The organism is Vibrio coralliilyticus (assembly GCF_024449095.1).
GTDB classification, from domain to species: Bacteria; Pseudomonadota; Gammaproteobacteria; order Enterobacterales; family Vibrionaceae; genus Vibrio; species Vibrio coralliilyticus_A.
Map to the genome: position 1 here is coordinate 1,070,881 of NZ_CP024627.1, position 25,895 is coordinate 1,096,775.

At 44.0% G+C, this 25,895-nt stretch carries 27 protein-coding genes; 17 read left to right on the forward strand and 10 right to left on the reverse strand.

Features of this window, described 5'->3' with window-relative positions; all coding sequences use genetic code 11:
• The first annotated feature begins 93 nt into the window (after nt 1-93).
• Nucleotides 94-2,211: a methyl-accepting chemotaxis protein gene (locus CTT30_RS04885; protein ID WP_252036188.1), complete on the forward strand. Its 2,118-nt coding sequence runs from the start codon at nt 94-96 to the stop codon at nt 2,209-2,211.
• 35 nt (nt 2,212-2,246) lie between these two features.
• Here CTT30_RS04885 and CTT30_RS04890 read toward each other — a convergent pair whose 3' ends face one another.
• The 5 genes from CTT30_RS04890 to dinG are packed head-to-tail and all read right to left on the reverse strand — an operon-like array spanning nt 2,247 to nt 6,961.
• Nucleotides 2,247-3,359, reverse strand: coding sequence for a cupin domain-containing protein (locus CTT30_RS04890; protein WP_252036603.1), 1,113 nt, complete (start codon nt 3,357-3,359; stop codon nt 2,247-2,249).
• 20 nt (nt 3,360-3,379) lie between these two features.
• Nucleotides 3,380-3,544, reverse strand: a complete 165-nt coding sequence (gene rsmS / locus CTT30_RS04895; protein WP_239868024.1) for a pleiotropic regulatory protein RsmS — start codon at nt 3,542-3,544, stop codon at nt 3,380-3,382.
• A 1-nt stretch (nt 3,545) separates the two neighbouring features.
• Entirely contained in the window at nt 3,546-4,094 is a 549-nt protein-coding gene (gene priC, locus CTT30_RS04900) for a primosomal replication protein (protein ID WP_252036189.1), read from the reverse strand.
• Nucleotides 4,091-4,870, reverse strand: a complete 780-nt coding sequence (locus CTT30_RS04905; RefSeq protein WP_239868030.1) for a sulfite exporter TauE/SafE family protein — start codon at nt 4,868-4,870, stop codon at nt 4,091-4,093. The genes priC and CTT30_RS04905 overlap by 4 nt, the downstream gene beginning before the upstream one ends.
• 18 nt (nt 4,871-4,888) lie before the next feature.
• Nucleotides 4,889-6,961, reverse strand: a complete 2,073-nt coding sequence (gene dinG / locus CTT30_RS04910; RefSeq protein WP_252036190.1) for an ATP-dependent DNA helicase DinG — start codon at nt 6,959-6,961, stop codon at nt 4,889-4,891.
• 518 nt (nt 6,962-7,479) lie between these two features.
• On the opposite strand from dinG, the gene CTT30_RS04915 reads away from it, so the two are divergent.
• On the forward strand, nt 7,480-8,505 hold the full coding sequence (locus CTT30_RS04915; protein WP_252036191.1) for a porin: 1,026 nt from the start codon (nt 7,480-7,482) through the stop codon (nt 8,503-8,505).
• An 83-nt stretch (nt 8,506-8,588) separates the two neighbouring features.
• Nucleotides 8,589-9,245, forward strand: a complete 657-nt coding sequence (locus tag CTT30_RS04920; protein WP_252036604.1) for a DUF2057 family protein — start codon at nt 8,589-8,591, stop codon at nt 9,243-9,245.
• 47 nt (nt 9,246-9,292) lie between these two features.
• Here the strand turns inward: CTT30_RS04920 and bioA are convergent, their stop codons facing one another.
• Complete coding sequence (gene bioA / locus CTT30_RS04925; protein ID WP_252036192.1) at nt 9,293-10,570, reverse strand: adenosylmethionine--8-amino-7-oxononanoate transaminase; 1,278 nt, start codon at nt 10,568-10,570, stop codon at nt 9,293-9,295.
• Between the two features lie 133 nt (nt 10,571-10,703).
• On the opposite strand from bioA, the gene bioB reads away from it, so the two are divergent.
• From bioB to bioD, 4 genes are read left to right on the forward strand one after another with little or no spacing between them, the layout of a single operon-like run.
• Complete coding sequence (bioB, locus tag CTT30_RS04930) at nt 10,704-11,756, forward strand: biotin synthase BioB (protein ID WP_239836734.1); 1,053 nt, start codon at nt 10,704-10,706, stop codon at nt 11,754-11,756.
• Nucleotides 11,743-12,888, forward strand: coding sequence for an 8-amino-7-oxononanoate synthase (locus CTT30_RS04935; protein ID WP_252036193.1), 1,146 nt, complete (start codon nt 11,743-11,745; stop codon nt 12,886-12,888). The genes bioB and CTT30_RS04935 overlap by 14 nt, the downstream gene beginning before the upstream one ends.
• Nucleotides 12,888-13,691 (forward strand): malonyl-ACP O-methyltransferase BioC, encoded by an 804-nt coding sequence (gene bioC, locus CTT30_RS04940; protein WP_252036194.1) that lies wholly within the window; start codon nt 12,888-12,890, stop codon nt 13,689-13,691. Before CTT30_RS04935 ends, bioC begins: the two co-directional genes overlap by 1 nt.
• Nucleotides 13,688-14,371, forward strand: coding sequence for a dethiobiotin synthase (gene bioD, locus CTT30_RS04945; protein ID WP_252036195.1), 684 nt, complete (start codon nt 13,688-13,690; stop codon nt 14,369-14,371). The genes bioC and bioD overlap by 4 nt, the downstream gene beginning before the upstream one ends.
• 67 nt (nt 14,372-14,438) lie before the next feature.
• On the opposite strand, the gene CTT30_RS04950 is transcribed toward bioD, so the two are convergent.
• Nucleotides 14,439-14,606, reverse strand: coding sequence for a hypothetical protein (locus tag CTT30_RS04950; protein WP_239868054.1), 168 nt, complete (start codon nt 14,604-14,606; stop codon nt 14,439-14,441).
• Nucleotides 14,607-14,907: 301 nt separating this feature from the next.
• Between CTT30_RS04950 and htpX the strand changes: the two genes are divergently transcribed.
• From htpX to CTT30_RS04995, 9 genes are all read left to right on the forward strand, one after another.
• A complete protein-coding gene (gene htpX, locus CTT30_RS04955) occupies nt 14,908-15,768 on the forward strand; it encodes a protease HtpX (RefSeq protein ID WP_006962801.1) in 861 nt (286 codons plus the stop codon).
• A 193-nt stretch (nt 15,769-15,961) separates the two neighbouring features.
• Nucleotides 15,962-16,381, forward strand: coding sequence for a nuclear transport factor 2 family protein (locus CTT30_RS04960; RefSeq protein ID WP_252036196.1), 420 nt, complete (start codon nt 15,962-15,964; stop codon nt 16,379-16,381).
• A complete protein-coding gene (locus tag CTT30_RS04965) occupies nt 16,378-17,103 on the forward strand; it encodes an SDR family NAD(P)-dependent oxidoreductase (RefSeq protein WP_252036197.1) in 726 nt (241 codons plus the stop codon). Before CTT30_RS04960 ends, CTT30_RS04965 begins: the two co-directional genes overlap by 4 nt.
• A gap of 11 nt (nt 17,104-17,114) precedes the next feature.
• On the forward strand, nt 17,115-18,395 hold the full coding sequence (locus CTT30_RS04970) for an NAD(P)/FAD-dependent oxidoreductase (protein WP_252036198.1): 1,281 nt from the start codon (nt 17,115-17,117) through the stop codon (nt 18,393-18,395).
• Nucleotides 18,395-19,192: a DUF1365 domain-containing protein gene (locus tag CTT30_RS04975; protein ID WP_239868078.1), complete on the forward strand. Its 798-nt coding sequence runs from the start codon at nt 18,395-18,397 to the stop codon at nt 19,190-19,192. The genes CTT30_RS04970 and CTT30_RS04975 overlap by 1 nt, the downstream gene beginning before the upstream one ends.
• Complete coding sequence (locus CTT30_RS04980) at nt 19,189-20,427, forward strand: SAM-dependent methyltransferase (RefSeq protein WP_239868081.1); 1,239 nt, start codon at nt 19,189-19,191, stop codon at nt 20,425-20,427. The genes CTT30_RS04975 and CTT30_RS04980 overlap by 4 nt, the downstream gene beginning before the upstream one ends.
• A 1-nt stretch (nt 20,428) precedes the next feature.
• The gene (locus CTT30_RS04985; protein WP_252036199.1) at nt 20,429-20,953 is read left to right on the forward strand and encodes a DUF2878 domain-containing protein; all 525 of its coding nucleotides are present in this window, start codon (nt 20,429-20,431) and stop codon (nt 20,951-20,953) included.
• Nucleotides 20,904-21,458 (forward strand): chalcone isomerase family protein, encoded by a 555-nt coding sequence (locus CTT30_RS04990; RefSeq protein ID WP_239875340.1) that lies wholly within the window; start codon nt 20,904-20,906, stop codon nt 21,456-21,458. The genes CTT30_RS04985 and CTT30_RS04990 overlap by 50 nt, the downstream gene beginning before the upstream one ends.
• A gap of 1 nt (nt 21,459) precedes the next feature.
• Complete coding sequence (locus CTT30_RS04995; RefSeq protein WP_239875341.1) at nt 21,460-21,996, forward strand: DUF3833 domain-containing protein; 537 nt, start codon at nt 21,460-21,462, stop codon at nt 21,994-21,996.
• 84 nt (nt 21,997-22,080) lie between these two features.
• Here the strand turns inward: CTT30_RS04995 and purB are convergent, their stop codons facing one another.
• From purB to mnmA, 3 genes are all read right to left on the reverse strand, one after another.
• Complete coding sequence (gene purB, locus CTT30_RS05000) at nt 22,081-23,451, reverse strand: adenylosuccinate lyase (RefSeq protein WP_252036202.1); 1,371 nt, start codon at nt 23,449-23,451, stop codon at nt 22,081-22,083.
• A 149-nt stretch (nt 23,452-23,600) separates the two neighbouring features.
• Nucleotides 23,601-24,218, reverse strand: coding sequence for a high frequency lysogenization protein HflD (gene hflD / locus CTT30_RS05005; protein WP_239836720.1), 618 nt, complete (start codon nt 24,216-24,218; stop codon nt 23,601-23,603).
• Between the two features lie 26 nt (nt 24,219-24,244).
• The gene (mnmA, locus tag CTT30_RS05010; protein WP_239868098.1) at nt 24,245-25,366 is read right to left on the reverse strand and encodes a tRNA 2-thiouridine(34) synthase MnmA; all 1,122 of its coding nucleotides are present in this window, start codon (nt 25,364-25,366) and stop codon (nt 24,245-24,247) included.
• A gap of 193 nt (nt 25,367-25,559) precedes the next feature.
• On the opposite strand from mnmA, the gene CTT30_RS05015 reads away from it, so the two are divergent.
• Entirely contained in the window at nt 25,560-25,829 is a 270-nt protein-coding gene (locus tag CTT30_RS05015; RefSeq protein WP_252036203.1) for a hypothetical protein, read from the forward strand.
• The last annotated feature ends 66 nt before the right edge of the window (nt 25,830-25,895 follow it).

Consider the following 25,895-nt stretch of genomic DNA (forward strand, 5'->3'; position numbering starts at 1 on the left):
TAATTGATTGCAATATGTTGTAATTGGTCTCGGAATGTAGAATCTGCTTTTGTTCTTAATCTGTATGAATGAGTTTGCTTATAAGGATGTACTATGCGAGCCCTTTCCGTTCAATGGAAAATAACCTTACTAGCAGGTTGCTGCCTGCTCATCACATCTCTATCCCTGATCGGGTTCTCTGTCTACAACGCGGTGACTAACCAGCAGCAGATCAAAGCACAGAGTGCTGCATCTGTTATCAATAAATCGGAACAACTACTTGAAACTCGAGCCTTACTCAATGCGACAGAGGTTGCCGAATACCTCAATGAGGCTTTGTATCGCGCTGAGATGTTGGCATCGAACGCACTGTTTCTGAAAACCAATACCGAAGAAAATTTTGGAGATAGTGAAGAATTACGCACAGCGCTGGATGAAATGGTGCGCAAATCAGTATTGGGCTTTGAATCTATTCAGGGAGCTTACTTGGTATTTAGGCCCAACATGTTAGATGGCGAAGACAGTAACTACGTTGATGCGGAATACGTAGGCTCGAATGAGAGAGGGCAATTTGCGCCTTATTGGGTGACAGCGCAAAATGGAGAGAATGTTGTATCGAATGTGCTAAGTGAAGCTGCACTGGAAGATACTCAAAATAGTGAGAGATTCTTTTGCCCGCTATCTAGTGGCGGTTCATGTGTTAGCACGCCTAGATTCATCAGCCAAGCTGGTGGACAGGTTCTGGCTACCTCTATATCTGTTCCTATCATGATTGATGATACTGTGATTGGCTTCTTTGGTACTGATCTTCGCCTAGATACGATGGCGAATATTGTGGCTGAGTCAGACAGCCAGCTTTTTGATGGTAGCGGAAATGTCAATATTATCAGCTTGGATGGTTCCTTAATTGCTAGTGATGATCCTTCTCATGCAGTCGGTCAAGCTTTCAATAGTAAGACGTTGTCCAATGACCAACTGACGGACCTTCTGTTTGGCCAAGAGGTGCAAACCCAATGGAGTGCAGATGGAAAATGGTTGAGCGTATTTGCCCCTATTATGGTTGCTAATCAAACTTGGGGTGTATTATTTGATATGCCAAGAAGCAGTGTGTTGGCTGATGCAGAGATGCTTGATCAGACCATCAGTCACCAAGTAGAGTCGAGTGTGAAAACCGAAGTACTAGCGGGCTTAATTTTGGTTATTTTTGGTTTAGTGACCATCGCGTTGATGGCCTCTCGTTTAGTCAAACCCATTCGTGAAGTGGTTGCGAGGTTGGATGATATTGCATCTGGTGAAGGGGACTTAACTCAACGGCTGGATGTGAAATCCCAAGACGAGATTGGTCAGCTTGCTACTGGGTTCAACAAATTCCTTGATAAGCTTCAGTCTATTATTAGTGATGTCGTAGAAACGACGTTGCAGATAGGTACGACGACAGAGCAGTCTCGAATCGCAGCTCAGCAAACTCGCTCAAGCAGTGATTCTCAGTTTAAAGAAGTCGATTTGGTGGCCACCGCCTCTGAAGAAATGACACAAACGGCAGGCCTTGTTGTTCAAAACGCGGAAGTGGCTGTCAGTGAAGCTGAAAAAGCCAACGTCGCTGCAGACTCAGGTAAAAAAGTAATAGAACAATCTCAGGATGAGATGGTTCGTTTGGTTGAGAGAATGACGGCAGCGGTGCCTGTTGTTGAAGAGTTAGCGAAGAATAATGCCAACATCACTGAGATATTGACGGTTATTGAAGGGATTTCTGAACAGACAAATTTGCTGGCATTAAACGCTGCTATCGAAGCTGCACGGGCCGGTGACCAAGGGCGTGGCTTTGCGGTTGTTGCTGATGAGGTACGCAACCTCGCTAGCCGAACTCAGTCTTCTGTGGGAGAGATTCGTCAAGTGATTGAAGATGTTCAAAAGGGGACGCAAGATGTGGTGAATGCCATTCAAGACGGTAATGATCTCGCCAACGATTCTGCTCAGCAAGTTGAAAGAGCGGTGTTGCAACTGAACAATATCTTTGAAGCCATTGCTTCGATTAACGATATGAACTCGCAGATTGTGAAAGCGGCTGAAGAGCAGCAGTCGGTCTCTACGGAGGTCAATCAGAGCGTCAGCAATATTCGAGACTTGAGCGCACAAATCTTATCTCAAGCAGAAGAGTCCGAAACTGTCAGTAGGCAAATTGGAAATTTGTCCCAAAGACAGCAACAGCTGGTGAGCCAGTTTAAAGTGTAAAAGTAAAGGGCCTCTTGATGAGGCCCTTTTGCTACCTAATCTAGGTACCAGTAACCAAGGTTAACTAGTGTTGTAAGTAGCTGCATTTGTGAGTCAGATAATTTGCCATCGATGTGTTCGATCTCAATCGACTCTTGATTACACAGTAGGTCGACGAGATGTTGTGACTCAGCCAGATAAGCATCACCGTTAATGTAAACATGTGTAGATTCATTCTCATGGTACAGCGCGCGTAAACCAGAGACTTTGCGTAAACTGCCCAGTGATTCTAGATGGTGGTAGATTTCTAGAGTATTGAGCGACTCTTCAGGTTCGACAATATCGAGCTGATGGCGAGACTGACTTAACATGCCCCCCATAAACTCTCGGATATCGGATTCTGATTGTAGGGCTGAACGAAGCATGGCTGTCAGCTTTTCTAAGTCAGTGTTGAGTATCTCGCCGTATTGATGCTGAACCGTCATCTCAGGGTTATGCAGGTGAACATCGCCTTTTTCATTGGCTAGCACATAGTCAGCGAAATTACTGAGCAGTTCTTGTTCTTTGGGGGAGCGGAAACCCATAGAGTAGCTCATGCTTGGCTCTAATGTATTTCCTTCGTGAGGAAAACCTGGGGGAATATAGAGAATATCTCCGGGTTCGAGAACTTCATCAATGATGGCATCAAAACCTTCAATCTGTCGCAGCGCACCAGCTTGGATAGATTCACGATATTGCCCCTTGTCCAGTTCACCGACACGCCAGCGTCGCTTACCACTTCCTTGGATAATAAATACATCATATTGATCTATGTGTGGGCCAACTCCTCCTTCTGGTGCGGAAAAGCAGACCATCAGATCATCAAATAGCCAGTTTGGCAGCTGCTTAAAAGGCTCTATGAGCTCGGCTGCCCCAAGGTGCCAGTGATTACAGGCTTGAACAACTAACTGCCAGTGTGACTCAGGAAGATGTTCAAACAGAGAATCGTCAAAAGGGCCGTGTTGTGCAGACCATTGGCCATTTGAATTGGAAATGTAACGAGAATCAACCTCTTCCTCCATGGCAAGCCCGGCTAATTCGTTTGGAGAAATTGGGTCAACAAAATTACTAAATCCGTTTTTAATTACGGTGGGCTTCTTGTGCCAATATTGGGTGAGAAACTCGGCCATATCAAAATTGATGGGATAATTCACGAGTTAGACTCCAGCTTTCTTTCCAAATCCGACTTAACAATCTTGATGGCGGCAAGGGCCACTTTAGGATCGATGTCGTTACTTTCGATAAGATAAATCAGATCAACGGCGAGTTTGATTTCGTCTGGCGCTTGATCCAGACCTGACGAGTTCGATGACATGTTACTGATTCCGCTCTTTGTAGATAATTTGCTTTTCGATTTTGACTTTAGCTTGCTGGCATCGTTGTAAGCGGCGACGAGCCGACTGCAATGTCTGCGCTGCAAGTGATTTGCTTCTCGCATCGGCATGCTTATGTTCGATTTCCTTACTTTGAACCAAATCTTTTAAGCGCAGTTCCCACTCTTGATGCTGAGCTAGATTTTGATAGAGATCGTTAAGGCTTTGTTGATTGAAAGACTTATCCCTAGGTTCGTTTATTCTCAACGATTGGGTGGCAAGCTCTCGCTTAATCGCACTCACTTGGCAAAGTAGGCGTTCAGACAAAAATTCGGCCTGTTCGGGTGTTAGTGACCTTGATGATTGCTCCATAAGAATTTTGTCTAGGGTCTCTCGAGTTTCGTCTACATACGGAGCTAATTGTTTGGACTGACAGCGAAATAACTTTTGATCAAATAGAGGACCGTAGTGCTCGCCTCTGGTGGAGTCTAACTGAGCAGCCTCACTTTCTAGATGTTCTAACAATGATGACAGTCGGTTAAATTGATTCATAAGCTTACAAACCAAGCCTCATAAGCAAGCTTAACGGCAAGAATACTCACTACCGTAACAAATACGGGGCGAATAAACTTAGCGCCGAATCGTATTGCCGAATGCGCACCGACAAAAGCTCCCGCCATCAGGCAGACGCCCATGGTTAGCCCCAACAGCCAATCAATGTGACCAAGAATGGCAAAGGTGATTAGTGAGGTGAAGTTACTGGTAAAGTTCATTGCTTTCGATAAACCGGATGCCAGCAAAATATTCAGTCGATAGAGAGCCATAGAGCTGACGGTCCAAAATGCGCCTGTCCCCGGACCTGCGATGCCGTCATAGAAACCTATACTCAACCCTTGGAGGTATTGCTTCTTGTTGAACTTAGGGCATGGCTGTGGCATTTCATTACTGTTCGAATGCGGTGTCTTATGCCAAATGGTATAAATCGCCGCCAGCAAGATGATCAGCGGGAGAATTTTTTCCAACCACTCGGTGCTGATTAGATCGACAACCAGTGTGCCAAGTATGGCACCGACTAAAGTGGCGATAAATGCCCGTCCCCAGCAGTGAGGCTTGAATAAGCGTTTTTTGTAGTAGGTAAACGCAGCCGTCGAGGAAGCAAACGTGGCGGCTAGTTTATTGGTCCCTAAAGCGATATGAGGGGGTAAGCCCAATGAAAGAAGGGCAGGGACAGTCAGCATACCGCCTCCACCAGCGACAGCATCAATAAAGCCTGCAACGAAGGCGACCAGCGCTAGCACCAACAGCATTGTTGGTTCAAAAAATTCCATACAGTGTCTTAATTCTAGTTATTCGATGATACGTTTAAATGGCGGCAGAGAATCGAGTAGCGCCTTTCCATATCGCTTAGTCACGATACGGCGGTCAAGGATGATGACTGTACCAGAATCCCGCTCTTTGCGCAGCAGCCGTCCCACGGATTGAATCATTTTTTTGCTCGCTTCAGGCACTGTGATTTGCATAAAAGGATTACCGCCTTTACTTTCAATGTATTCGGCATGAGCTTGCTCTACGGGGGATGTGGGTACTGCAAAAGGTATCTTAGTGATGATCAGGTTTTCCAGTAATTCTCCCGGAAGATCAAGCCCTTCCGAAAAACTGCCAGTGCCAAATAGTATGCTAGTTTTTTGACATTGAACTAAGGTTTTATGTTTTTTTAGGATCTCTGAGCGCGACTCTTTACCTTGAACCTGTAACGTCCATCCTTTTTTTATAAAATATGAGGATAAAGCATCTGTCACCTGATTCATCTGCCAGTAGGATGAAAACAAAACAAGATTGGCTTTGTTCTTTGCAATAAGCTCTGGTAAACGGTCCACTAAATAATCGGTAAACTGAGGCGCTTGAGGTTCATAAGCCATTTTCGGGACGCGCAGTTCTGCTTGGTTTTGGTAATCGAACGGGGAGGCAAGAGCTAAAAACCTGACACCGTCTTCTGGCTTTTCACTGATCCCAGCCTGTCGACAGAAAAAACTAAATGAATTAAGGGCTCTCATGGTTGCAGACACAAGAACGGCGCCAATACAACGGCTCCAAAGCCGTTGATCTAATTGCCAGCCGACCTCCAGTGGTGACACATTTACGACGAAGTCACCTTCACGCTCTGGGGCGACTTCCAACCATCTCGCTAGAGGTGCGCCTTTCTCGCGCTGAGGCTCAGCCATCAAATTCCAAACTTGGGCAAGATTGTCCATTCTCTGTATGTAAAAGCCAAGCTCTGCTAAAGCCGGCTCGGCAAGTCGATTGGCAAGCTCACCATCTTTGACCTGCTCAGCGATGAGGTCGGCAATCTTGGCGACAGATTGCGCACCTTTTTGAGTCATCACTTTTAATTGCTTAGATTCCTCCTCTAACCATGCAGGTAGGTCACCATTTTCGAAGCGATAACAGCCATCCTCAAATTGGTCAGCATTAAAACGACTAGCCAGTTGAGTAAGAGAAGGGATGAGCTGTTGTACAGAGTCCTGAAGCTCATTTCGAAAGCGGCCTACACGCTTTTCATCAGCCAAGTTGGCAAATTTAGTCACGGATTGATTTAAACGCTCAAGCCAGCTTGACGCACCTTTTAAACTCGCGGCGGCTGAAGAGTGATCTCGTGCCACATGAGGTAGATGATGAGCCTCATCAAAAACGTAAATCGTGTTCTCGGGCTCAGGAAGAATGACACCCCCGCCGAGATCTGCATCAGCCATGACTAGGCTGTGGTTGGCAATGATGACATCCGCTTTGTCTAACTCTGAACGTGCTTTTTGAAAAGGGCAGTCACGGTGAACGGGCATGCTGTTATTACAGCTGTGTTTGTCACTAACGATGGACTGCCAAATTTCATCTGGGATCGGCTTTGGCCAAGAATCTCTGTCACCATCCCATTTGTTTTGGGCGAGTTTCTTATACATCAACTCAAGCTGCTCGATGTCTTTTCGTTTTGGCTTGCTATCAAACATCGTCATTTGACCGCCATCAGCACCACATGCAGCAGCAAGTTTTTCTGCGCAGCAATAGCGTTGCCTGCCCTTTGCCAAAATGAAAGAGAACTCCCGATCAATAAGCCTTCTATAAAGAGGAAGATCTTTATTCATTAACTGCTCTTGTAATGCAACAGTGGCAGTAGAAATAACGACTTTGCGATTATTGAATAAAGCTACTGGAATCGCTGCCATTAAATAGGAGAGCGATTTCCCGATACCTGTCCCAGCTTCTGCGACAATCATACGTGTTGATTTGTGGTACTCGCCACATAGGGTTTTAGCAATCTCTGCAACGAGATAGTTTTGAGCTCTGCGAGGCACAAAATGATCCAGCTGAGACTGCAAATTTTGATAACTGGTACGAATGGATTTCTGGATTTTACTGGTTGTCATACAGGAGCCTTCAATTGGGGAAGGCGATGTTAGCACATTTCTTCAAATGATATGTAGTTCACGAAATGAGATCATTTCATGCCAAATCTAGATCTCCTTCACAAAAAAAAACTGAACCTTCATAAACTTAGAGCATATTTTTTGATTTAAAAATATATCTCTCCATAAGTGTTTTTTGATAAGAGAAAAGCTCTGTTTATTAACTTTAATTTAACTATTTTTGGGTTTATATGTTGATAATTTCGTTTTTTCTTTTTGATGATAGTTTACTTAGTTTGCTTATATCTTGCTCTAAATACCATGCTTGATGTGTCTAAGTTTTTGTAATGAAAGGTTTTTATGTTTTTTGATTTGTTTTATTTATATCATTTGACAGTGAGAGGATTCTTTTGCAATCTAGACCCCGAATTTTAGTGGCGACAACATCTGACCAGTTAGAGTTCAGAGTTGTCATCAAAAAACATAAAGGGAACCGGATAAGGATTTCCCCTATTCTATAGAAAAGGCAGTGGATTATTATGAAAAAGTCTCTATTAGCACTTTTAGTTGCTTCGGCAGCAACAACAGTTAGCGCTGGCGAGATCTACAGCACGGATACGTCTGTAGTTAAGCTAAAAGGTGAAGTTGATGCTTACCTATCAAAAACAGAAGTAGACAACGGCACTACTAAAACACAAACTGACCCAGATGTTAATGTATGGGCTAAAATCCAGTTGGATGCAGAGCACAATATCAGTGATTCACTAACTGGTTTTGCGTCATTCGAGATTGAATCTGGTTCTGGTTACAATGAAACTAATAACAACGCCAAATTTGATGACGTACATGTTGGTGTTAAAACTGACGTATGGGGTTTTGCTGTTGGTGAAGTTGGTGACGTAGCTGACTCTATGGATGCTATCCAAAAAGATGACATCACTAACGAAGGTGAGTACATGGGTTCTACAGGTGGTCACCGTGCAGAATCTACTGGCCATGGTGCTGTATTCAAAGCTAAGGTTACTGATGGCCTAGTATTCGTTGCTGATATCAACACAGAGTCTGACGAAGATATCGATAATACTGCAGGTGCTTCTTTTGACTGGGCTATTAACGACATGTTCTCTGTAGGTGCTTCATACGTATCTGGCGAACAAGCAAAAGATACTGACTACTCAGTAATGGGTGTGTCTGCATCTGTTGACGTTGAAGGTTTCTACTTTGCTGCGACTTACGGTGCTTTCGAAGGTAACAACAGCTGGGGTCTATTCGATGACTCTGCTGCATACTACGATGGTGATGCATACGGTGTAGCTGCTGCGTACACTATTGAGAAGACTCGCCTTTACACTACTTATGCTGTTATGTCTCTAGATGAAGCGACAGTTTCTGGTGCAGACGCAAATGGCGATACGTCTAACTGGGTTCTAGGTGTTGATTACGCTCTACTAGACAATGTAACTATCTTCGGTGAGTACCAAACTGCAGAAACTTCTAACGATTTCTCTGCTGGCGCTGACCAAGACGCTGATACAGTTGTTCTAGGTGCTTACTACACATTCTAATTGCTAGTTATTTAGAATAAGTTAAAGCCAACGCTCACGCGTTGGCTTTTTGTTATTTAACAAGGGAATACCACGTGAAAAAAATGAAACCTCTATTTCTGGCTGTACTGGCGACTGCTATTTCTCTTCCTTCTCTAGCGCTTGATTTGGATTTAGGCAGTGGTATTTCAGCGGAAATACTTAACGGTAAAAAAGTCAAAGATGAAAGTTATGAGCTGATTAATGGTGACAATCAGTTTGTGTTTGAATTTAACGGTAAGCTCAAAGATGGCCACAAGCGCGAATATTACTCTTCTCGCCCGTATATCGTGACGCTGGATTTAGAAAATGCGGATATTTTGAAAGTAGAGTTGGTTTCAAATCGACTCAGCAGCATTGAAAAAAAAGTTGATAAGCGTGAGCCTATTTTTAAGTTTATCATTGATGGTAAAACAGTCACCGATACTCAAGAAATGCTACCTCCAGCTGAAGGGGCGTTTCCTTATTCAAATGTCCCTGCTTTGGTAGATGCATACAACAAAGAGCGTGGTTTGGTTTTTGATTCAGGTAAAGTCGTGGAGCTTAAAGCAGAGCTAGCGAAACTTGAGCAAAGTGAGGCTGTCGGATCAGGCGAGAGAAAAACGACGACTATTGCAGGAGTAGTAGAATCAGAAAATACACTGCAGTTAAAGCTTTTGTATCTACGCTCAAGTGATGAAGAGCGCAAAAATTTCAAGCGCTGGATGATTGAACAAGACTAATTTGATGTAAAGAGGCTTCCAATTGGAAGCCTCTTTAGTATCAATGTTTAATTGAAACAAGTTGGATTTAATAGAGCAGCTTCAATCGCACCAATGAGAGTTTCTATATGGTTGGGCTGACTAATAAACGGTGGCATCATATAAATAAGCTTACCAAAAGGCCTGATCCATACCCCCTGTTCAACAAAGAGTGCTTGTATTTTTTCCATATTGACTGAGTTGGTTGTTTCAACCACTCCAATCGCTCCCAGCCATCTCACATCAGCCACTAAGTCGTATTTTTTTAATCTAGGCAATAGTTCTGAAAAAGAGGATTGGATTTGTTGTGTCTGGCGAAGCCAATGATTTTGCTCAAGCAATTCTAAACTTGCAGCTGCTACAGCACATGCTAACGGGTTACCCATAAAAGTTGGCCCATGCATAAAACAGCTGGCTTCACCTCCACATACTGTGTCAGCAACGTCTTTTGAAGCAAGAGTGGCTGACAGTGTCATATACCCACCCGTAAGAGCTTTGCCCACACAAAGAATATCGGGCTCGACTTCTGAATGTTCACAGGCAAACATTTTTCCTGTTCTTCCAAAGCCCGTTGCTATCTCATCAAGAATCAATAATACCCCGTACTGATCACATAGCTTACGTACCCCTTTTAGAAAGTTAGGATGGTAAATACGCATCCCTCCCGCCCCTTGAACAATAGGCTCAAGGATCACTGCTGCGATTTCGTTATGATGCTTTTTTAGCTTCGAGGCGAAGTCCTCAAGATCAGAGTCATCCCACTCCTGATGGAAGCCAATTTTTGGGGATTCAGCAAAGATATGTTCTGGAAGAAAGCCCTTGTATAGAGAGTGCATGGAGTTGTCAGGATCGGTGACTGACATCGCTGCAAAAGTATCACCGTGATAACCATCTCTGAGCGTTAGGAACTTTGGTCGCTTTTCTCCTTTGGCATGCCAATATTGAAGCGCCATTTTCAAACTTACTTCAACGGCAACAGAGCCTGAATCTGCGAGAAAGACATGTTTAAGGTTAGTGGGAGTGAGAGAAAGGAGCTTTTTGCATAAATGAATCGCTGGGTCGTGAGTTATGCCACCAAACATAACATGCGACATTTTTTCTATTTGTTCATGAGCTGCTTTATTAAGATGAGGATGGTTGTAACCATGAATAGCCGACCACCAAGAAGACATACCATCAATTAACTCTCTGCCATCTTCAAGTTGAATATAAACACCTTTAGCTGATGTCACGGGGTAGCAGGTCAGAGGTGTCAGTGTCGACGTATAGGGATGCCATATATGGCGGCGGTCAAACTCAAGATCCATTAATATTTCCTAAATACAATTCGAGTAAAAAATAACCAAATGTAAACTTTTGATTTTGAATTTAATTGACAGTTTAACGCGCGTCAGTAGACTAGCCAAGTCAAGAAACTAACAATAATAGTAAGGAATACATGTGGAAGTACGTCATAACTGGACCGTGGCTGAAGTACGCGAGCTAATGGCAAAACCGTTTATGGATCTTCTTTTTGAAGCGCAGTTAGTCCATCGTCACTATCAACAACACAACCACGTACAGGTCAGTACGTTACTTTCTATTAAAACTGGGGCTTGTCCTGAAGACTGTAAATACTGCCCTCAAAGTGCGCGTTATCAGACTGACATTGAAAGAGAGCGTTTGATGGAAGTGGAACGCGTGCTCGATGCTGCACAAAAAGCGAAAAGTGCAGGTTCGACGCGTTTTTGTATGGGGGCTGCTTGGAAGAACCCAAAAGCTCGTGACATGCCGCACCTGACCGAAATGATTAAGGGCGTAAAAGGAATGGGGCTTGAGACTTGTATGACTTTGGGAATGCTGACTCCAGACCAAGCAAAAGAGCTGGCTGATGCTGGTCTGGATTATTACAACCACAACCTCGATACCTCTCCAGAGTTTTACGGCAATATTATTACGACACGCACTTATCAAGATCGTCTTGATACATTGTCTCACGTGCGTGATGCCGGCATGAAAATTTGCTCGGGTGGCATCATCGGCATGGGGGAAAGTGCTAACGATCGAGCAGGCTTGTTGGTTGAATTGGCTAACTTACCCACTCACCCTGAAAGTGTGCCAATCAATATGCTGGTCAAAGTCAAAGGTACACCACTGGAAGAAGTCGACGATGTTGAACCCTTCGACTTTATTCGTCTAATTGCCATTGCTCGTATCTTGATGCCCAAGTCGGCGGTTCGTTTGTCTGCTGGCCGTGAAAATATGAATGAGCAAATGCAAGCTCTGTGTTTTATGGCTGGTGCGAACTCGGTGTTTTATGGATGTAAATTGCTGACCACACCAAACCCGTCTGAAGATAAAGACATGCAATTGTTTAATAAACTGGGTATCAATAGTCAGGAAGTATCCCAGCGCCCAGATGAAATTGAAGAAAATGACTTGCTTGACCGAGTTGTTGAGCGTGTAGCTGCTCGCCCAACGCAAGACGATCTTTTCTACGATGCCAGTGTTTAGCGACCGTATCCGCCAATCCCTGATATCAAGAAAACATCAGGGATTGGAACGTTCACTTCAAGTGGTTGGGGCTGGTAACAGTGCGAACCTGCTCTTTGAAGGCAAACCTTACATCAACTTTTCCAATAATGATTATTTAGGCCTTGCTGCCGACAAAGAGTTGGCCATTGCATGGCAGCGTGGATTAGATCTGTATGGTAATGGCAGTGGAGCCTCCCCGTTGGTAACCGGATATTCAAAAGCGCACCACAATTTAGAAGTTTCTCTATGTGATTGGCTAGGTTATGAACGCGCTATTTTGTTCAGTTCAGGTTTTTCTGCTAACCAAGCATTGCTATTTAGCCTATTGCATAAAGACGATCTTCTCCTCCAAGACAAACGGAATCATGCGTCACTAATGGAAGCTGGCATGCTCTCTCCAGCGAAAATGAAACGCTTTCACCATAATGACCCAGTTCATTTACAAACTCTATTGGAGCAAAGTGCTCTTGTTGTGACAGAGGGGGTGTTTAGTATGGATGGCGATTTGGCTCCTCTTGCAAAGATACATGCTGTCACGCGAGGAGGCTCTTGGTTGGTTGTGGATGATGCGCACGGTATTGGCGTGCTCGGAAAAGAAGGACGAGGCAGTTGTCACTTTGCTGGTATTCAGCCAGAGGTACTCGTTGTTACCTTTGGTAAAGCTCTGGGGCTTTCTGGTGCTGCTATCATGTGCAACAAAGAAACCGGAGACTACTTAACTCAATTCGCTCGACACCATGTTTACTCGACCGCTATACCTCCCTCTCAAGCGTTTGCGCTTACCCACGCTGTTCATATGGTACGAAATCAAGCTTGGAGGAGAGAGAAGCTTCAAGAGCTACAAGAAGAGTACAAACAGTGCTTTTCTTCGTTTGAAGGCTATGTTGATACACCAACCCCGATCAAACCGTTGTTACTGGGAGAGAGCCAACTTTCGGTCAAAGTTGCAGATTCTGTCAGGCAATCAGGTTATTGGCTAACAGCGATTAGGCCCCCAACAGTGGCGAAAAATTCAGCAAGGCTTAGGGTGACCCTCTCAGTTAATCACTCTGTACAACAAGTTCGAGAGTTGGCGAACATCGTTGAGACTGCGATGGAGAAGGAATATTGATGGAACAAGCGACTTTAGTACAGAAGACTTGTCTGCAAGACAAATCTGCCATCGCAGAAGCGTTTGGAAAAGCCGCGAATACCTATGACAGTCATGCCGCTTTTCAAAGAGAAGTGGGAGAGCGTTTATTAGAAAGGCTACCTCACAATCTTTTTGGTAAAACAGTACTCGATTTGGGCTGCGGGACTGGGTATTTTTCTGAGAAACTGCGCGAACGTGGGGCTTTAGTGATCTGTTGTGACTTATCTCAACAAATGTTGAATAAAGCAAAAGAGAGGTGTGGCTCTGAGGGGGTTAAATATCAGCAAGCAGATGCTGAGTCCTTACCATTTCGTGATAGTTCGGTAGATTATGTGTTTTCTAGTCTTGCACTGCAATGGTGTGACGACTTATCACTGCCCTTACGCGAAATGCGCAGAGTGATCAAACCTCAAGGTAAAGCCTATTTCTCTACACTGTTAGACGGCTCTCTAAAAGAGTTGAAGTGCGCGTGGCGTGAAATTGATTCATATCAACACGTCAACGATTTTATCAGCAGCAATCAGGTAAAAATTGCGTTAGCGCAATCTGGTAACCAGAACCATCATCTAGACTTGCCTACCATGACAGTTTGGTACGATACCGCGTTTGCACTCATGCGTGATTTAAAGGGGATTGGAGCCAATCATGTTAACGGTCGTTCACATGGGTTGACCAGTCGCAGTACGTTGCTGCAAGTTGAACGGGCGTATCGACAGTTCAAAAACCATCAAGGTCTTCTACCTGCAACTTATCAGGTTTGTTTAGGGGTTATACATCTATGATTGATGCATTTTTTATTGCTGGTACGGACACCGATGTTGGTAAAACAGTTGCTTCAAAGGCAATTCTGAACGCGTTAGCGCAAAAGGACTTAAAAACTATTGGTTATAAACCTGTCGCGGCAGGTTGTGAAAAAACATCGCACGGATACCGTAATTCTGACGCATTGTACCTTCAAAGTGCGGCAACACTTGACGTCGATTATGATGATGTCAATCCATATGCATTAGAGCTACCAGCGTCACCACATATTGCGGCGAAACGAGAAGGGGTCAATATTCAATATTCTGTTCTGAGTGAGAAACTGGCGGAACACAAAGCGAAATCCGATGTGGTGTTGGTTGAAGGGGCGGGTGGCTGGCGTGTGCCAGTGTCTGATTCAGATTGCCTTTCAAGCTGGGTTCAACAAGAGAACTTACCGGTCATACTGGTGGTAGGTATAAAACTAGGCTGTTTGAGCCATGCCATGTTAACTATTGATGCTATTAAAGCTGATGGCATAAATGTAATTGGTTGGGTGGCTAACCGAGTCAATCCTGGCACTGAGCATTATGCTGATATCATTGAAATGCTAGAGCAGAAAATAGAAGCCCCTAAACTTGGAGAGATTCCCTACGTACCGAGTGTTAAACAGAAAGACTTGGCCAAATATATTGATGTCTCAACTTTGCTCACAGTGTAGTAGTCATCACTTAACCTAAACAAAAAGGCTGCCATTGGCAGCCTTTGTCGTCTTTATGTTCTAATGTTTACTTGTCTTGGTTTAAGCCCATCAGTGCTTGTTGGGTATCAGAGATACGCTTTTGTGCATGTTGCTCTGAAGAAATACCAAGTTGCTGCTTGGCTTCTTCCTCTGAAATACCAAGGTGGCAGCATAGTAGGTCAATAGCCATTTGATAGTTGTTAGTTTCAACCATGATTTTGTCCTTTTCACACATGGGTATTTGAATCTGATAACAATCTAGCACGCTTTAGTCTAGGTACAATAAGACCAAAGTCTAATATCTCTGTATTATGTTGGTGCTTTTTGATGGTTTCGTGGCGTGTGAAATAAGAAGTTTTCACAATTTTTACAGCTAAGAAAACAAATGTTTCAATTTGCATCTATCCCTTGTATTTAAAAGGGATAGACTATATCTATTAATTAGACATAAAGCCTTGGTGCGACGTTCGTATCGGTGAGGCAAATCATTAAGCTTCCAGTTTCGGAGAAAAGTAATGAAGCGAGTAATGCTGTTTTTGGCGACCAACCTAGCCGTTGTGCTGGTTTTGAGCGTTGTTCTTAATATTGTTTATGCGGTAACCGGGATGCAACCAGGCAGCTTATCGGGGCTGCTGATCATGGCTGCGGTATTTGGTTTTGGTGGTTCTTTCATCTCGTTAATGATGTCAAAAGGCATGGCTTTGCGCTCGGTTGGTGGCATGGTTATTGAGAGTCCACGTAACGAGACCGAACACTGGCTGTTAGAAACCGTTCGACGCCAGTCCGAGCAAGTGGGTATTGGTATGCCAACTGTTGCTATTTATGACTCTGCAGATATCAATGCTTTTGCGACAGGAGCTAAGCGCAATGACTCATTGGTCGCGGTCTCTACTGGCCTACTTCATAATATGACACGTGATGAAGCCGAAGCTGTACTTGCGCATGAGGTGAGCCACATTGCTAATGGTGATATGGTCACGATGACACTGATGCAAGGTGTTGTGAACACGTTTGTTATCTTCCTATCACGCTTCATTGCGAATATTGTGTCTTCTAATGATGAAGAAGAAGGCGGTAGCAATATGATGGTTTACTTTGGGGTTTCCATTGTTCTTGAACTCGTTTTTGGCTTCCTCGCGAGCTTTATTACTATGTGGTATAGCCGTCACCGTGAGTTCCATGCGGATGCAGGTGCTGCGCAGCTGGTTGGTAAGCACAAAATGATTGCTGCGTTAGAGCGTTTGAAAGTCAGCCATGAATCCCAACTTGAAGGCTCCATGATGGCATTTGGTATTAATGGCAAACGTTCAATGACAGAGCTACTGATGAGTCACCCACCATTGGACAAGCGCATTGCGGCGTTGCGTAACTCATAAGTTTTTGATTTAACGAAAAGGCTTGATTCTATATCAAGCCTTTTTTGATCCCTTCCTATCGAATCGACGTACAAATGTACAAATTAAACTTTTACAAAATTTATATTTGTACAACTCAAGAAAGTGACCTAATCTTTAGTTTATCTTGTACATAAAAATATTTTGTATAACTAAATTGCTTATCGGAGAAGGCATGAACGTCGAGTCGGTTGGTCAAGTCTACCAGCAACTAAGTAAAAGCAATCTGTATCTGTTGAACGATGTGTATCACCAAGATGTGATCTTTGAAGATTCAGCGCATCGCCTCCAAGGTTGGCAGGCCTTACAAAGTTATTTCGATAGTCTTTACACTAATGTCAGACGCTGTGACTTTGATATAAAAGAACATCAGCAATTAGGCGACAGTGGATTCTTGACTTGGTCAATGTCGCTAGAGCACCCCAAGCTGCAAAAAGGTAAGACGGTTGTCGTCAATGGAGTCAGTCATCTCAAGTTCAAAGATGGCAGGGTGATCTATCACCGGGATTATTTCGACCTAGGTGAAATGCTGTATGAAAATCTACCTTTGCTTGGCTCAATCATCAAAACAATCAAGCAGAGGTTAGGACAATGACTTGTGTTCTCATCACTGGTGCCACATCTGGTATCGGCAGGCAACTTGCTGAAGATTATGCTAAAGCGGGTTATGAAGTAGTGGCTTGTGGAAGAAACCAACAAGCGCTTGAAGAGCTAAGATCGAGCTCTCCTTTTATTACTACGCTTGAGTTCGATTTAACCGAGTTATCTAGTACAAAACGGTCGCTAGAAACTCTAGAGGTTATACCTGAGGTTTGGATATTTAACGCTGGTGATTGTGAGTATATAGACGACGGTGTCATTGATGCTCAATTGATTAAGCGCGTATTCGAAATCAATGTGATTGGTCTTGCCAACGCTATTGAAGCCAGTCAGCACCACTTTCAACCCGGGCACATTGTTGCTCTGGTGGGGTCTATCGCCAGTGAAGTGGCGTTACCAAGAGCAGAAGCCTATGGGGCATCTAAAGCCGCGGTGAGTTATCTAGGCCGAACACTTCAACTCGACTTGGATAAGAAAAACATCTCAGTGTCACTCATATATCCAGGCTTTGTCAAAACGCCTCTTACGGACAAAAACACATTTCCAATGCCAATGCTGGTATCGGTACAACAGGCTTCTGAAGCAATACGGAAAGGGCTGTCGGCACGTAAACCTTACATTTACTTTCCGCGAAGATTTACAACGCTATTGCGTCTCATCGGCACGATGCCATACCGCTGGCAGAAGTGGCTTACCGCCAAATTGATCTCAGAGTAAGAGGATTCACAATGAAAATAGCCATAATCGGGACAGGTATCTCTGGGTTGACATGCGCTTATCATCTCAACAAGCAACATGATGTCACTCTTTTTGAAGCCAACGACTATATTGGTGGCCACACTGCTACGGTCAATGTTGAGGTGCAAGGTGAGAACTATGCAGTCGACACTGGCTTTATTGTTTACAATGATAGGACTTATCCCAATTTCATTGCCATGATGAAGCAAGTTGGTGTCGAAGGTATTCCAACGCAGATGAGCTTTAGCGTGCGCAATGACGGTTGTGGCCTAGAGTATAACGGCCATACATTATCGACACTTTTCGCGCAGAAAAGAAATTGGTTCAATCCTAAATTCTACGCTTTCATATTCGAGATCTTACGCTTCAACAAACAGGTAAAACAGTTAGTCAAGCAAGCTAATGAACCTGAAAAAACGCTTGGCGAATTTTTATCAGAAGAGAAGTTTAGTGACTATTTTTGCGACAACTATATCTTACCCATGGGGGCTGCTATCTGGTCTTCCACTTTGGCTGATATGCGTGCTTTTCCTCTTCAGTTTTTTGCTCGTTTCTTTCTGAATCATGGGTTACTCGATGTACTGAACAGACCTCAGTGGTACGTTGTGAAAGGAGGCTCAAATGCTTATGTTGAGCCGCTAACCCGTGAGTTCGCACATCGTATACGGCTGTCAACGCCGGTTAAATCTGTCCGCAGAGAGCAACTTGGTGTACGAATCGACCTAGGTCAGCGAACTGAACGCTTTGACCAAGTGATTTTTGCATGTCACAGCGATCAGGCGCTAGCTTTGCTACAGGATGCTAATGACCTAGAGAATGAAGTGCTTAGTCAGTTGGAGTACCAAGCCAATGAGGTCACTCTTCATACGGACGAAAGTTTACTTCCCAAGCGAAAATCAGCGTGGGCTTCTTGGAATTATTGGTTAGATGGAGAGCAAGGTGAAAGTGAGTGTCCGCCAACGCTGACCTACAACATGAACATACTGCAGCACATACAAGCTCCCGTGACATTCTGTGTTTCTTTAAACAGTTCACACCTGATAGAGCCGAGCAAAGTGCTTAAAACATTTACCTATCATCACCCTGTTTTTAGTGAACAATCGATGCGCGCTCAAAAGCGCCGCCCTGACATAAATGGACAGGATAAAGTTTGGTTCTGTGGTGCCTATTGGTATAACGGGTTCCATGAAGACGGGGTAAAAAGTGCTTTGGATGTCGTGAGAGAGCTTCGCCTTCGTGATGAAGAAGAACGACAGAGAGGTGCCGCATAATGAAGCCTGAGCATGGCTGCTCTCTGCTTGTTGGTGACGTAAGACATCGACGCTTTAGCCCAGTAGAGCATCAGTTAAAATACCCCATTTTTATGCCTTGTATTGATTTGGACCAGATCAAAGCAGTGGAAAAATCTGTATGGGGGTTTGGGCAGAAGTGGTGGCACTGGGCGAGATTCAAACGAACGGATTACCTTGGGGAAGGAGATCTAAAACGCGCGGTCTTCGATAAGATAGAAGAATTGACTGGAGAGAAAGTGGATGGGCGCGTTGAGGCAGTTATTCACCTTCGCTATCTCGGCATCTATTTCAGTCCGGTAAACTTCTACTATGTTTATAACAAGGATGGAGATTGGCGTTATCTGTTGGCTGAGGTAAGTAATACTCCCTGGAATCAAAGGCACTACTATGCAGTTCCTGCTTTCGATGAAACATTGTGGCGACACAGCAAAGCATTTCATGTGTCCCCTTTTAACCCCATAGAACAAGAATATGTTTGGCGGTTGAAACCCTTAGGGAAGAAGCTTTCTATTCATCTTGAGTGTCATCGGGATCAAAAGGAATTTGATGCCACGCTCAGTATGAGTAAGCAACCACTTACATCAAGGATACTCCTTAAACATTTGATTAGAACGCCGTTAATGGCAGCAAAAATGTTGTCAGGCATATACTGGCATGCGTTTAAGTTGTGGTGTAAAGGTGCACCGTTCTACTCACATCCTAAATATAAAATAAAGCCGGAAGCCTCTTCCGGAAAATATAAATCGAGAGATCAGGTTAAGGAGCATAGGACATGATCAACTCCCAAACTTTAGGTTACTCATCATCACTGAGCGCAGGGCAAAAAACAGCGCGCAGTTTGGCAATGTCATTCCTAAAAAAAATCACATCAGGTTCACTCACTGTCATAGAATCTTTCTCACAGTCAGAAGTTAGAGCAACTTTTGGCGCAGCGCAGACATCACGGTTACATGCGGTCATTGAGATCAAACACCCGAGTTTTTACGCAAGGTTGCTTAAAGGTGGCAGTATTGCTGCTGGTGAAGCTTATATGGATGGTTGGTGGGATAGCCCGGATTTAACCAAGCTGATGGAATTGATGGCCTTAAATTTAAAAACCTTAGATTCTATCGAAGGACAGAGTAGTTTTATTTCCCGCATATCTTACCAACTCGGGCATTGGTTCAATCGCAATACAGAGAAAAATGCCGCGAAGAATATTAGTGCTCATTATGATTTGAGTAACGAGCTTTATGAAACCTTTCTTGATAAAGAAATGTTGTATTCGGCAGCCCTCTTCAACTCAGCGTCAGATAGCTTAGAGCAAGCTCAGCTCAATAAAATGGAAAGGCTATGTCAGCAGCTTGAGCTGACATCCAGTGATAGGGTGATTGAAATTGGTACCGGTTGGGGAGGGATGGCGATATACATGGCGGAAAAGTATGGCTGCCATGTAACGACCACCACGATATCGGAGCAACAGTACCAGTACGCTCAACAGAAGATAATCGAAAAGGGACTTGAGCATAAGATAACTCTACTAAAACAGGATTACAGACAGTTAAAAGGCCATTACGATAAGTTAGTGTCTATTGAGATGATCGAAGCGGTGGGCAAAGAATACTTGGGGTCATATATCGACAAATGTCAGTCCCTTTTAAGACCACAAGGGTTAATGGCGATTCAAGCGATAACCATTGCCGATCAAAGGTACGATTACTACAGCAACAATGTAGATTTTATCCAGAAGTATATTTTTCCTGGCGGTTTTTTACCCTCGATAACAGCCTTAACTCACGCGACGACGACTCATAGCGATCTAGTCTTGAGAAACCTTTTCGACATTGGCTTAGATTATGCGAACACTTTGAAAGAGTGGCATGCAAGGTTTGTGGCATCGGAGAGAGACGTAAGACAACTAGGGTTTGATGAGACGTTTATTCGTATGTGGAAATATTATTTTTGCTATTGCGAGGGTGGATTCCGTGCGAGAAGTATCAGCACGGTACATATGACTTTTCAAAAGGCTTGATATGACAAACAAAAGGCTGATCGTTTACTCTCTCTGGTTCCAAGTTGTCTGGCTTGTCGCGGTATTAGGCCGGGAGGACTTTGAGTGGGTGGCTGTTGGCCTTGTTGTTGTTAGTTACGTATACAGTCAGTTAGTCGCACCGATAAAGCTTGAACGAGTGTTTTTAATGGCGGTATTGGGCGTCGTTGTTGATTACGCCAATATGACGCTGGGGATCTTTCGTTTCCAATTCAGTGAATTCCCGATTTGGTTGATGGCACTCTGGTTTATTTTTGCTTGGTATGCGTATTTTCTTGCCCCACTAGTGAGCCGATTTCCAATTTTTCTCGTATCTATATTAGGAGGAATTGGAGGAGCACTCAGTTATTTAGCAGGAGAAAAACTGGGCGCAGTCTATTTTCCTTTACCGACAACCACAACGATTCTTATATTAATGGTCGAGTGGTTACTCATAATTGCTGCTGTGATAAAGGTTTATGGAAATACGTCAAATAAAATCGGTTACGCTGGCAGGGTTAATCGCTAGCTCTTTAACCATCAGTACAAGCATAAAAGCTGATGCTGTGAGTGATAAAAATTGGCAGGAGTGGCGCCAAGTTGGGAGTGCTCAACTTACTTATTTCTTTTTCGAAATCTACCATTCTCAGCTTCTCACACCTACTGGTAATTATACCCAAAGCGGAGATCTTTCCCCACATCCTCTCGCTTTATCTATTGAGTATCAAAGAGATATTAGCCAAAAGCAGTTGGTTAATGCCACCAGAGAGCAGTGGGAGAAACTTGGCTATTCTGACACTGGCCCATGGGTTACTCAGTTAGAAAAAATCTTCCCAGATATCAAAGATGGACAGCAACTGACCTACGTATCCGATGGTGATAAAGGACGTTTCTACTTTTCTTCTCATCAAGAAAAAAATCAGTGGATTGGATCGATTACGGATCCGAAGCTCAATGACGCGTTTCTTGCGATCTGGCTATCTCCTCAAACGCAATACCCAAAGCTTAGACAAGACTTAATTGGAGCTAAGTAGCATGCGAAAAATGAAAACGGCCATCATCGGTGTACTTTTAACGATACTTATCGGCTGTTCGACAGAAGTTTCTGAATATAAAGGAAGTACGCCAGCTTTTAATCTATTTGAGTACTTTGATGGTGAAGTGACCGCTTGGGGAATGGTTCAAGATTATACCAATAAACAGCAGCGCCGTTTTAAGGTTGACATCGTTGGCACTATTAATGGAGATACCATAACTCTCGTTGAAGATTTTGTGTTTGATGATGGTGAGCTTGACCAGAGAATTTGGAAAATTAAGCGATTAAGTGACAGCACTTATGAGGGGGAAGCGGGGGATATATTGGGTATTGCACAAGGTAAAGAAGTAGGTAATGCGCTCCACTGGGTATACGACTTTGAGCTGACCCTTGATGATTCAAAGGTGAAGGTCACTTTTGATGATTGGTTATTCAGACAGGACGATCGACATGTATTTAATATCACCAGTATTCGTAAGTTGGGTGTTGAAGTCGGTCAAATCACTTTGTTCTTTCAAAAACGGACACCGAATTAACTCGATAGCTTTCAGGTAATTGGGAGTCAAAAAGAAAGGGTTGACGTTGTTACGTCAACCCTGTTGTTTTTATACCGTGTTCTATTACAGCTTATCTGTCAATTCAATCGCTTGACCGATGTAGTTAGCTGGCGTCATCTCTTTCAGACGTGCTTTCTCGTGCTCAGGAAGCTCAAGACCATCGATAAAGTGACGCATTGCTTCGCCATCTACACGCTTACCACGAGTTAGCTCTTTTAGCTTCTCGTATGGTTTTTCGATACCGTAGCGACGCATTACTGTTTGTACTGGTTCTGCAAGAACTTCCCAGTTTTGGTCTAGCTCTGCAAGCAGTGCTTCACGGTTAACTTCTAGCTTGCTGATACCTTTCAGAGTAGAAGTGTATGCGATGATCGCGTAGCCAACACCTACACCTAGGTTACGAAGAACCGTAGAGTCAGTTAGGTCACGCTGCCAGCGAGAGATAGGCAGTTTTTGTGCTAGGTGGCCGAATACCGCGTTTGCAAGACCAAGGTTGCCTTCTGAGTTTTCAAAGTCGATTGGGTTAACTTTGTGAGGCATTGTGGATGAGCCGATCTCACCGGCGATCGTTTTCTGTTTGAAGTGACCCAGTGCAATGTAGCCCCAAATGTCACGGTCGAAGTCGATTAGGATAGTGTTGAAGCGTGCAACAGCATCGAATAGTTCAGCGATGTAATCGTGCGGTTCGATTTGGGTTGTGTACGGGTTCCAAGTCACGCCTAGAGACTCAGTGATAAACTCTTCAGAGAATTGGTGCCAATCTACTTCTGGGTAAGCAGAAAGGTGAGCGTTGTAGTTACCTACAGCACCGTTGATCTTACCTAGGATTTCAACGTTAGCGATCTGCTTGTATTGACGCTCCATACGGTACGCCACGTTCGCCATTTCTTTACCCATAGTAGATGGAGAAGCAGGCTGGCCGTGTGTACGTGATAAAAGAGGGATGTCACGGTATTCAACAGCAAGTGCTTTAATAGCATCTATGATGTTTTTGATTTCAGGAAGAATCACTTCGTCACGAGCTTCTTTCAGCATTAGAGCGTGAGACGTGTTGTTGATGTCTTCTGATGTACATGCAAAGTGGATGAACTCGTTTACCGCGTGAAGCTCAGGAATACCAGCTACTTTCTCTTTTAGAAAATACTCAACCGCTTTAACGTCGTGGTTAGTGGTACGTTCGATTTCTTTGATGCGCGCTGCGTCCTCTTCCGAGAAGTTTGCTGCTAACTCATCAAGGAACTGGTTTGCTTCTGCACTGAAAGCTGGTACTTCTTTGATTGCATCAGTGGCTGCTAGCTTTTGCAACCAACGAATTTCAACGATAGAGCGGTACTTTAGAAGGCCGAACTCGCTAAAAATGCTGCGAAGTGCAATGGTCTTACTTCCGTAACGGCCGTCTACTGGCGAAACAGCAGTCAATGCTGACAGTTCCATGATGTTCTCCTGAATTGAGTGTCTAAATTTCGTGAGCTTTATACCAATAACTTACGCAATTGTCACGCACATTGCGCAAACGTTTGCTTTGGGTTTGTTCTGGTAGAAAAAATACGCTCGCGTCGTGACGCGAGCGGTATGATTAAGTCTTACATTCTGGCGAGTAGGATTTGAGCTTGTTCAACCATCTTCTTACGCCCAAAGATAAGGTGACGGCGCTTGCCTCCGACTTGACGCCAAAGCACTGCGCTTCGAATACCCGATAGCAGCAATGCTCTAACCTTGTGCTGGTTACCTGTCTGCTGTAGGACAGAAGGGGTACCAGTGACTTGGATTCTAGGACCAATTGGGCTAATGACATCGAGATAGATACTGGCCAAGTTGCTGATCATTTGGTCGTCAAGCAACTCAAAGTGATCAAGCTGTCTTTCGATCATCTGGATACGATCACCAAGTTGAGACATTGCATCGTTACGGCCACTCAGCTTACGTTCTAACGCCATCAGGCTAATAATGTAGCGAGTAATTTCACTACCAGTAGGGGTACTATCAATGCCTTTTACTAGGCACTCAAGTCCTAGCTTTAAATCCGACTCACGACCATAAACACTAACGGTGTTGCTTGGGTTAATGTTGAGGATCGCTTTTAGTGACGTTTCAAACGCATCAGAGTCACAGTGACCATTTTTCGCGACCTGTTGAACCAGAGCGACAGCTTGGCAAATTCCTGCAAATGCGATGGTGCGATCGTAAAGTGCGTTAGCCACGTAGTAATACTCCTAAATGCGTTGAATTAAATTCGTTCTTCAATGATGCCGCCACCTAAGCAGACATCGTCTTTATAAAATACCGCTGACTGACCAGGAGTCACGGCGACCTGGGGATCGTCGAAGATTACTTTGATCGTTTCATCATCAATAGGGATGAGAGTACATGGAATATCTGTCTGACGGTAACGCGTTTTCACGCTGCACTGAACAGGTGCTTTGATGACTTCACGGTCTACCCAGTGTAGTTGAGAGGCAATTAGCCCTTGAGACTTTAGTAATGGATGATCAGCGCCTTGAACTGCGATAAGTACGTTACGCTTTAAATCTTTATCAGCAACGTACCAAGGATCTTCATTGCCGCCACCACCTTTCTGGCCACCAATATGCAGGCCTTTACGTTGTCCCAAAGTGTGATACATCAGACCTTGGTGCTCACCGATCACTTTACCTTCCGGTGTTTCGATCTTACCTGGTTGTGCCGGTAAATAGCGTGACAAGAAGTCGGTGAATTTACGCTCACCGATGAAGCAGATTCCGGTTGAGTCTTTTTTCTTAGCGGTAATCAAATCTTGCTCTTCTGCAATACGACGTACTTCAGGCTTTTCTAGTTCACCGACAGGGAAAAGACTGCGAGCGATTTGCTCACTGCTGAGTGTGTACAAGAAATAGCTTTGATCTTTATTACCATCAAGGCCACGAAGCATTTGAGGTTTTTCGCCGTTTTCAGGGAAAGTACGGCGTACGTAGTGACCCATTGCGATGTAGTCGGCATCGAGCACTTCATCGGCGAATTCAAGAAAAGCTTTGAACTTGATTTCTTTGTTACAAAGGATATCTGGGTTAGGGGTGCGGCCAGCTTTGTATTCTGCCAAAAAGTATTCAAAAACGTTGTCCCAGTACTCTGCAGCAAAGTTGATGGTGTGCAGATGAATACCTAGCTTGTCACAAACGGCTTGAGCGTCAGCCAAATCTTCTGCAGCAGTACAGTATTCTTCGTTATCGTCTTCCTCCCAGTTCTTCATGAACAGTCCTTCGACCTGATAGCCCTGTTGTTTCAGAAGATACGCGGAAACGGATGAGTCGACACCGCCAGACATGCCGACGATAACTTTCTTTTTACTGTTGTCAGTACAGTTCTCAGACATTACTAAACACCACACAATTTAACTGGAGGCAGATCTTAACAGAAAGCGTTTCGAGGTGACAGTTCCGAGATCGAACTCACACTTCGATTTTGCTGCAATTTTACTCGCACGTAACTGAAATCTACGATTTTATGACTATAGACAGCCTATATATGGCATAGTTGACGAAATTCAAGTTAAACAAGGTGTAAACATGAGTGATGATAACCAATTCATGTCGGAAGCAGAGCTGATTGAGATTGTTGAAAATCAGCTTGAAGATGGTAAGCCGCTGAAGGTTAAAGAAACGCTAATGCGATTGATGATGACGGGAACACCAAAAGACGAAGCCATAGCGATGATGGCTTGTGCTGTTTCGATTGAAATATTTGATGTCATGAAAAACGAGGGTAAATTCAACTTAAAGCGCTACTCTGAGCACTTAGACAGGCTCCCCGATATAGGGTTTATGGAAGGCGAATAAGCCTCCATTTAGGTACCCAATGTGCCACTCAAATAGAGCTGGCATATTTTTCATACAGACCCTTGA